Genomic DNA, 1,105 nt, shown 5'->3' on the forward strand with positions numbered 1-1,105 from the left:
TCGATCTCGCCGAGTTCGATACGGAAGCCGCGGATCTTGACCTGGAAGTCGGTCCGGCCCAGGTACTCGACCTGCCCGTCCCTGTTCCACCGCACCAGATCCCCGGTGCGATACATCCGTGTGCCCGGCTCCCCGAACGGGCAGGCCACGAACCGGTCCGCCGTCAGCGCCGACTGACCCACATACCCCCGCGCCAGCCCCGCACCCGCCAGATACAACTCACCCGCCACACCCGCAGCCACCGGATTCAACGCCGCGTCCAGCACATACACCTGCGTGTTCCACACCGGCGCACCGATCGGCACCCGGTCCGCGCCCGGCACATGCCGATACGCGGTCACCTCCACCGCCGCCTCCGTCGGCCCGTACAGGTTGAACACCCCACACCCCGGCAGCACCTCACTGGCCCGGTTCGCCAGCGCCGCCGGAAACGCCTCCCCCGCGACCTCGATCCACCGCAGACTCGTGCACTCCTTCGCCGCCGGCTCCGCCAGGAACACCTCCAGCAACGACGGCACGAAATCCGCCCCCGTCACCCCCTCCCGCCGGATCAACGACGCCAGATACCCCGGATCCCGCCGACCGTCCGCACGCGCCACCACCACCGCCGCACCCACCTGCAACGGCGCGAACAACTCCGGCACCGACACATCGAAACTCGCCGACGTACTCAGCAACACCCGGTCCTCAGCACCCACACCGAAGAACCCCAGACCCCACGCCAGCCGATTCATGATCGACCGGTGCGACACCTGCACACCCTTCGGACCACCCGTCGAACCCGACGTGTAAATCACATACGCCGCGTTGTCCGCAGACAGCTCACGCACCGGATCCGTCTCCGGACAACCCGACACATCCGGCAACACCCCGTCCAGCACCAGCAACGGCCGCGCACTGTCCAGCACATGCCGCACCCGCTCCTGCGGCAGATCCGGATCGATCGGCAGATACGCCGCCCCCGACTTCACCACCGCATACACCGCCACCACCAGATCCACCGACCGCGGCACCCGCACCGCCACCAGCCGCTCCGGACCCGCACCCCGCTCCACCAGCCAATGCGCCAACCGATTCGCCCGCCGGTTCAACTCCCCGTACGACA

At 68.6% G+C, this 1,105-nt stretch carries 1 protein-coding gene; it reads right to left on the bottom strand.

The annotated features are described in order from the left end of the window. Positions 1-1,105 (bottom strand): amino acid adenylation domain-containing protein (locus tag ACPXCS_RS39580; protein WP_425952357.1); only part of this gene is annotated, 1,105 nt, incomplete at both ends.

It is taken from the genome of Streptomyces sp. DT190, from assembly GCF_049846985.1.
Classification (GTDB): Bacteria; Actinomycetota; Actinomycetes; order Streptomycetales; family Streptomycetaceae; genus Streptomyces.